Origin of the sequence: Eisenbergiella sp. OF01-20 (genome assembly GCF_003478085.1) — a bacterium.
GTDB lineage: Bacteria > Bacillota > Clostridia > Lachnospirales > Lachnospiraceae > Eisenbergiella.
On the sequence record NZ_QUES01000071.1, the window covers coordinates 1 to 6,637 of the forward strand.

4 protein-coding genes are annotated in these 6,637 nt (G+C 45.0%); all 4 read right to left on the bottom strand.

Features of this window, described 5'->3' with window-relative positions:
* Nucleotides 1–38 precede the first annotated feature (38 nt).
* Nucleotides 39–995 carry an ABC transporter permease gene (locus tag DXA36_RS32210; RefSeq protein ID WP_207666395.1) on the bottom strand — a complete coding sequence of 319 codons (957 nt, stop codon included), beginning with the start codon at nucleotides 993–995 and terminating at the stop codon, nucleotides 39–41.
* Nucleotides 996–1,057: 62 nt separating this feature from the next.
* A complete protein-coding gene (locus tag DXA36_RS32215) occupies nucleotides 1,058–2,704 on the bottom strand; it encodes an ABC transporter substrate-binding protein (protein WP_118683593.1) in 1,647 nt (548 codons plus the stop codon).
* Nucleotides 2,705–2,870: 166 nt separating this feature from the next.
* Entirely contained in the window at nucleotides 2,871–3,989 is a 1,119-nt protein-coding gene (locus tag DXA36_RS32220) for a hypothetical protein (RefSeq protein ID WP_118683594.1), read from the bottom strand.
* Nucleotides 3,990–4,007: 18 nt separating this feature from the next.
* Nucleotides 4,008–6,386 (bottom strand): glycoside hydrolase family 2 TIM barrel-domain containing protein, encoded by a 2,379-nt coding sequence (locus DXA36_RS32225; protein ID WP_118683595.1) that lies wholly within the window; start codon nucleotides 6,384–6,386, stop codon nucleotides 4,008–4,010.
* Nucleotides 6,387–6,637: the final 251 nt, after the last annotated feature.

Here is a 6,637-nt window from a genome sequence, read left to right on the forward strand (position 1 = left end):
TAATGTTGCCAGTTCACCCGGCTTCGGGTTTTCATAATTCACTTGACACTACCATACAGGGCATAATCCGGGTTTGCTTTTTTAACCAGTGCGTTTGCACACATAATGGTTATAAAACAGAGAACAGACTGATACAGGCCTGCGGCTGCTGAAACACCAATATCTCCGGTTGAAATCAGCAGACGGAATACATAGGTATCAATAACATCCGTGACCGGTTCCAACAGTGCGCTGGATTTAACAGTCTGATAAAACAATCCGAAGTCTCCGCGGAAGATGTTTCCGATTGCCAGCAATACAAGTGTCATCATGGTAGGCACCAGAGACGGTATGGTCAGATACCGAATTTTCTGCCACGCATTTGCCCCGTCCAGAGAAGCTGCTTCAAACATTTCCTGATCCATCGATGTAATTGCCGCCAGGTAAACTACTGAACCATAGCCTGTCTGCTTCCACATCTTCAGGAAGATTAGAACGAAAGGCCAAGCCGCCGGTGTATTATACAGATCGAATCTGCTTCCGCCCAGCGCTGAAATGACATTGTTTGCAACACCGCGTTCATAACTGAATATATTATAAACAATTGCTCCCGCGACTACCCAGCTTATAAAGTAAGGAAGGAACATAAAAGATTGGGAAACCTTTTTAAAATATTTATTCCGGATTTCATTCAGAAGTATTGCGCTGCCCATCTCCAGAACTACGCCCAGAGAAATAAACACAATATTGTAAAGAATGGTATTTCTGGTTACCGACCATAATTTACCTGATATCATCAGCGCTTTAAAATTACTCAGACCACTCCAGGGTGAAAAATAAATTCCGCCGTTATAATTGTATTTTTTAAATGCCAGCACTATGCCTGTCATGGGAACATAGGAAAAAATCACGACATATATCACCGCAGGCAGCAGCATAAGAAACAGCATCCAATGCTTTTTAATTAATTTGTGAAGCGGCATTTTTGCCGGTTTAACCTTATAATTCTGCTTCATCTTTTTTCCTCCAGCCTTTTGGAAGAAAAATGGCGGGTGTACCGCCATTTTTCCACTTTGCTTTATTGAGTTGCAAGCCATGCTTCATACTGCTTCGTCAGCTCTTCTTCCACTTTGTCAATTCCGGATGACTCGAGCTTTTTATTCATTTCTGCAAGAGAAGCGTCTACATCTTCAACCAGTCCAAGCTGGAGTGACGGTATATAATCATTCAGTACCGTTTTACAGGCAGAAGCATAATCAGATACCGGCGTATCGTCAAACACAAAAGAAATTGTAGGATTGGAAACAATCCTGGGCTCCCATGAATCATACATTTCCTTTTCACGGGGAATCTGTCCTGCTTCCTCATAAAGTCCGTTATTTACGCCCCAGGACAGGGAAATACTATTATTTACATAATTTTCAGCGGCATCTCCCTTGGTAAAGCTGAATCCTTCCAGCGTATAATGCTCTCCTTCAATTCCCAATGTAATCAGTCTGTTCACGTATGTATCCATTTTCAGAATATCGAGCACCATCGCAGTACGGATCGGATCCTTTGACGCAGCTGCAATTGCCATATCGGAATTGTTATATTCCTCACATTGTACAAGGTTGTCAGTTGTAAGATCATATGCCGTACACTGTACACCTTCTGTTTTCTCCGCCGTTTTCATAAAGGTAAATACGGAGCCGTTCCATGCGATGGAAGCGCCCTGAAGTGCGCCGAATGCATCATCATCCGTAATCGTATTAGACAAAGCACTGCGGGACCAGCAGCCCGCATCTGCAAGAGTCTTCATATCATCCGCAAACTTTTTGAACGCTTCCGTATTCCATGCAAGCTGAATATCTTCGATAGCAGGTTTTTCTCCCTCTTTATAGGAATACATATATTTCAGATAGTCGCCTTCATACATGTAGAAGGTATTGTACATCTGACGGTACACATCCCAAAGCTCACTGTTATTGGTTGCGGAAGCCTGGGCCAAAATACCGGACTCAGGTGTTTCTTTTTCCGCAACGGTAAGCATGAAGTTCATATAATCGTCCCAGTTTTCAAGCTTATCAATCCCATGCTTGTCCGCAATATCCTGGCGGATTGCAACGATCTTATTCTGCGGCTTTTCCTGATTGCAGGGCATTGCCACAATCTTCCCGTTAACCGTCGCTTCTGAATAGCTCTTTTCCGCCTGATATTTATCCGTAAGCGGCATGTTTTCTTTTACAAAATCCCTGTCATATGTATAGAAGGAACCCTTCGCATTTTCTACATACATATAACACCAGGGAGCCGTATAAATCATATCAATTTGTTCACCGCCTGCCAATACCAGGGAATACATGGTCGGATAATCCGCCCAGCCCATAATTTCCACATTCAGAGTCGTATTAAACGGAGCCAGATATTCATTGATTTGTTCAAGGACTTTGTCCCAGTCATTTGGGGTATCACCGATCAGGTATAAATTTACGGTATAGGGCTTGCTGAAATCCACATTCGGATACATTTCAGGAGTTGCCTTCACATCTCCATCCTGTAATGTTGCAGGAAGAGATGCCAGAAGCTCCTCCGCAGGCGCTGCACCGCCATCGTCAGAAGCTGCCGTATTACCGGCCGCCGCTTCCGTTGCTTTGCCGCTCTGGCCGCTGTCGGCGGAGCCGCATCCTGCAAGCAGGGAAAGGGAAAGAACTGCAGTCAATACACTTGCTACCAATTTCTTCATTTACTATACCTCCCGTTTTTTTGCGTCATCTCTAGTTATGTTTTTTCTTATGCATAAAGTGCATAGATTACATAAAGAGATAATCTATATGCAGTTAGTATAGCATTTACCCCTCCCCCGTCTCATCTCTTTTTTTGCTCGATTATATAGAAAAATTGCTAAAATATCAGAGATTTATTTTCTTTATTTGTTCTGCATAATATTGAACTAATTCGAACTTGGTACCCGGCATCAGTCTGTGGTCAGGGCAGGGTATAAAACCTCCCAGGCTGACAAGATGCTTCATTCTTTCAATCTCCGCGTCCACAGCCGCTTTATCCTTGCGCAGCGCCGTTTTATCCATTCCGCCTACGCCAAGCATCCCCTTTCCAAACGTATTCCGGGCTTTTTCAAACTGATCTCCCCATATTCCCACTTCAATTGGGAACATGGTATTGACGCCATTTTCAAACCATATGGGAAGAAGGCTTTCCACTACCCCATCACAATCAAGAGATATTATATCAATACCATATTTACGGCAGAGAGCCGTCCTTTTTTTATAATGCTTTGCACATAACCCCTCAAAAAGAGCCGGTGCTATAAGCGGGCCGTTTTTAAAACAGATATCCTCCCAGAAATGGGCAAAATCAAATTTTGCACCGGTTCCTAAAACCGCTTCCACACATTTATACTGCATATCCGCATAGGTATCCACAATATCCGCAAAAAGCTCCTCATCCTCGTCATAAATAAGGTAACTCATACCTACAACTGAGGTCATATTGCGGATATCTCCCAGGACACTTCCTATCTCCAACCCAACCGGCCTGTCCGGTAGCCTTGTTTCATTAAAATGTTTATAAAATTCGAAATCGATGCGTTCAGGCATATACTGCATTTTAGGTTTATAGATCGTTTCAAAAGCTTCCCTGTCCTTCAGCTGATAATCATCCTCCGAAGGGATAGAATCAATACCGGGTTTGATTCGCTCAATCAGGCCGACACGATTTTGAACACGTTGGGAACCATCCGGAAGATTCTCCAATATTTTAAATTCAAATTCAGGATAAAGCCCCCTCTGCATCCCTTCCTTGGTAGCCCAGTTAAAATCCCAGCCAATCCGTTTGTCCAGTTCTCTATCCTTATCGGAGCCATCATAGTTTTTCTCTGCCAATTCCCTGGGGATTTTTTTCTGATCAGCCCATTCCTCCAAAAGTTCCTGCCAGTAGCCGAAGTGCACAGCCGGAAGCCGGTCTGCCGGCTTATAATGTAAAATATTCATTGCACGTTCTCTGTTTGTCATAGCTTCAACCTCCCACTTTTATTCTACGGCAAATTCCACTTTTTCCGTCAGACCATCTTCTGTAGTAAAGGTAATCCGTACCTCACCTTTTTCCTCAGGCATGACTGCTGCAAGAAGAAGGCCATTGAACATTCTCCTGACAGGACTGGAATACAAGGTAAGATCCAAAAGATCCCCGGCATCCATCCCCACAAGATGAGCGGGGCCTTCGATCTTACAGGATATAGCCGGGCATGCATCCGGCACAAAACGCCCTTTACTGTCCCTTGCGGAAAGCTCAATTTGTACCAGGCTGTCTGCTGTAATTTTACCATTAACCAGATCCGCTTCCAGCTCCGTCATCATACCCGTGGTCTGCACCTCATCCACCGCCGCCAGTTCTCCGTTTTTATACCCTTCCGCCCGAAGCACTCCCGGTTCATAGGCCACATCCCAGACAAGATGAAGATCGTTTGTCGTAACATATGTATGAAAGCCCTCATTCCATACACGCACCGCACCGTATCTCGGGCATTGATACCCGCGGCTGCCTACATAGCGGCCATTGATATAAAGTTTTACTTCTTCACAGTTTGTGTAGCAGATTACCTGCTTATAAGTCCCCTCCTGACCTGCAAAATTCCACTGGGGTGCCAGATGAAGCGTAACAGACTTTGTATTCCAAATAGAACGGAAATAATAAAAAGTATCCTTTTTAAACCCGGCCGTATCGAGAGGGCCGGATGCGGCGCCGCGTCCGGGCCATCTGGTTTCTCCCAGATAATCGATTCCCGTCCAGAGGTAATCGCCGGAAACAAAATCATGGCTGGCTGTGTAGCGCCAAAGCGCTTCATGATGCATGGAAGCGTTCACATAATCCCCGAACCTTCCCTCCCCGGAATAATCCCCTCTTACACCCCCTGCGGAAGGATTTTCCGTTCCTATCATGCAGCGCCCGGGATATTCCCGGCGATCCTCCTCGTAAAAGGTTTCCGCCCGCTCTCTCCATCTTCCCACATAGTTATAGCCCACTACATCCAGCGCATTTTCAAACTCCCGGAGAGTCCTGATCGGTTCCACGGCCGCAATGTTATCACAGGCAGACGTAACCATCCGGCTGGAATCCTCCTCATGGCACACATCCTGCAGTGCTTTAAGGATTTTCACTCCGTCCACAGATGATTGTTCGGGTATTTCATTGCCGATACTCCATATAATTACGGAAGGATGGTTATAATCACGCCGGATCATTGCGGTCAGGTCTTCCACTGCATGTTCCATAAAAAACATGCTTGATCCATAAGCCAGATCTTCTGAATAATAATTATCCGTCTTATTTTTAGCAAGCATCCATTCATCGAAAGCCTCATCCATAACCAGAAAACCCATTTCGTCGCACAAATCCAGCAGTACGGGCACAGGCGGATTATGAGAACACCGGATTCCATTGCAGCCCATATCCCTGAGAGCCTTCAGCCGCCTTTCCCAGCTTTCCCTGTAGCCCACCGCGCCTGTCAGACCGCAGTCATGATGAACGCACATGCCTTTAATCTTCACACTTTTCCCATTCAGCAAAAACCCTTTGTCCGCATCAAATACAGCCGTCCGAATTCCCGTCTTACAGCTGTACAAATCCATCTCCCTGCCATCTGCGATAATAGTGCTTACCAACGTATACAGATATGGTGTCTCATCCGTCCATAAGCATGGGGCTTCAACAGAAGGACGTACCATACAGTCACTGGTTTCCCCAGGCTCAAGATGAAGAGAAATTCCCGATGCGGAAACAAGCTTTCCTTCCTGGTCATACAGCTTATGCAAAACTCCCACATTTTCTGCACAGCATCCGTCATTGACAATCCGTGCACGAATCTGCATCAGCGCCATATCCTGCTTTTCATAAATACCGTTTGTGGCGCAACGGACTCCAAAATGATCAAAATGTATTTCGCTGGTACGTACCAGATAAACATCCCTGTAAATTCCGCAGCCGCTGTACCAACGGGAATTAGGCACCAGCTCGTTTTTTACACGCACAGCGGCCAGATTCTCCCCCTCCCTGACAAGCTCCGTTACATCCACATAAAATGAGGTATACCCATAGCCGTGTCCGCCGGCTTCTTTTCCATTGACATAGACAGTGGAATCCATATAGATTCCCTCAAAATAAAGATAGATCCTTTCCTTTTCCTCAAGATTATTCAGCGTGAAATATTTCCGGTACCAGCCAATGCCGGATTTCCCATAGCCACCGCCACCGCCCGTTTTTTCCTTTTCATCCGGTTCATAATCGTTGCTCCAGTCATGGGGCAGATTCAGCTTCCTGAAGCTGCTCTCATCCGCTTCCCATTGAGAAAATAATTCGTTATCCTCCAGAATAAAATACCAGTCCTTATTGATTTGTACATTCTTTCGCATAATGACACCCCTTCCGACCTTACGGTCTTTTACTAATACACTCAAATTTGGCACCTGCGAAATTTGAGTAATACGTATTTTCAGCGTTCCGATTTCTCCCAAAGAAGCAACCGTACGCCGTATCATGAATATATTCTACCATTATCAGCCTATAAATAATTATGAATAATTGCCCACAAATCCATGAAAGTTGCTTTTGGTCAATATTTAAACTAACATCCACATTCTGAAATTAACATCCACTTTGCGTA

Coding starts and splice junctions, on each gene's coding strand:
- DXA36_RS32210 (WP_207666395.1), bottom strand. CDS start 995: ATGAAGCAGAATTATAAGGTTAAACCGGCAAAAATGCCGCTTCACAAA.
- DXA36_RS32220 (WP_118683594.1), bottom strand. CDS start 3,989: ATGACAAACAGAGAACGTGCAATGAATATTTTACATTATAAGCCGGCA.
- DXA36_RS32215 (WP_118683593.1), bottom strand. CDS start 2,704: ATGAAGAAATTGGTAGCAAGTGTATTGACTGCAGTTCTTTCCCTTTCC.
- DXA36_RS32225 (WP_118683595.1), bottom strand. CDS start 6,386: ATGCGAAAGAATGTACAAATCAATAAGGACTGGTATTTTATTCTGGAG.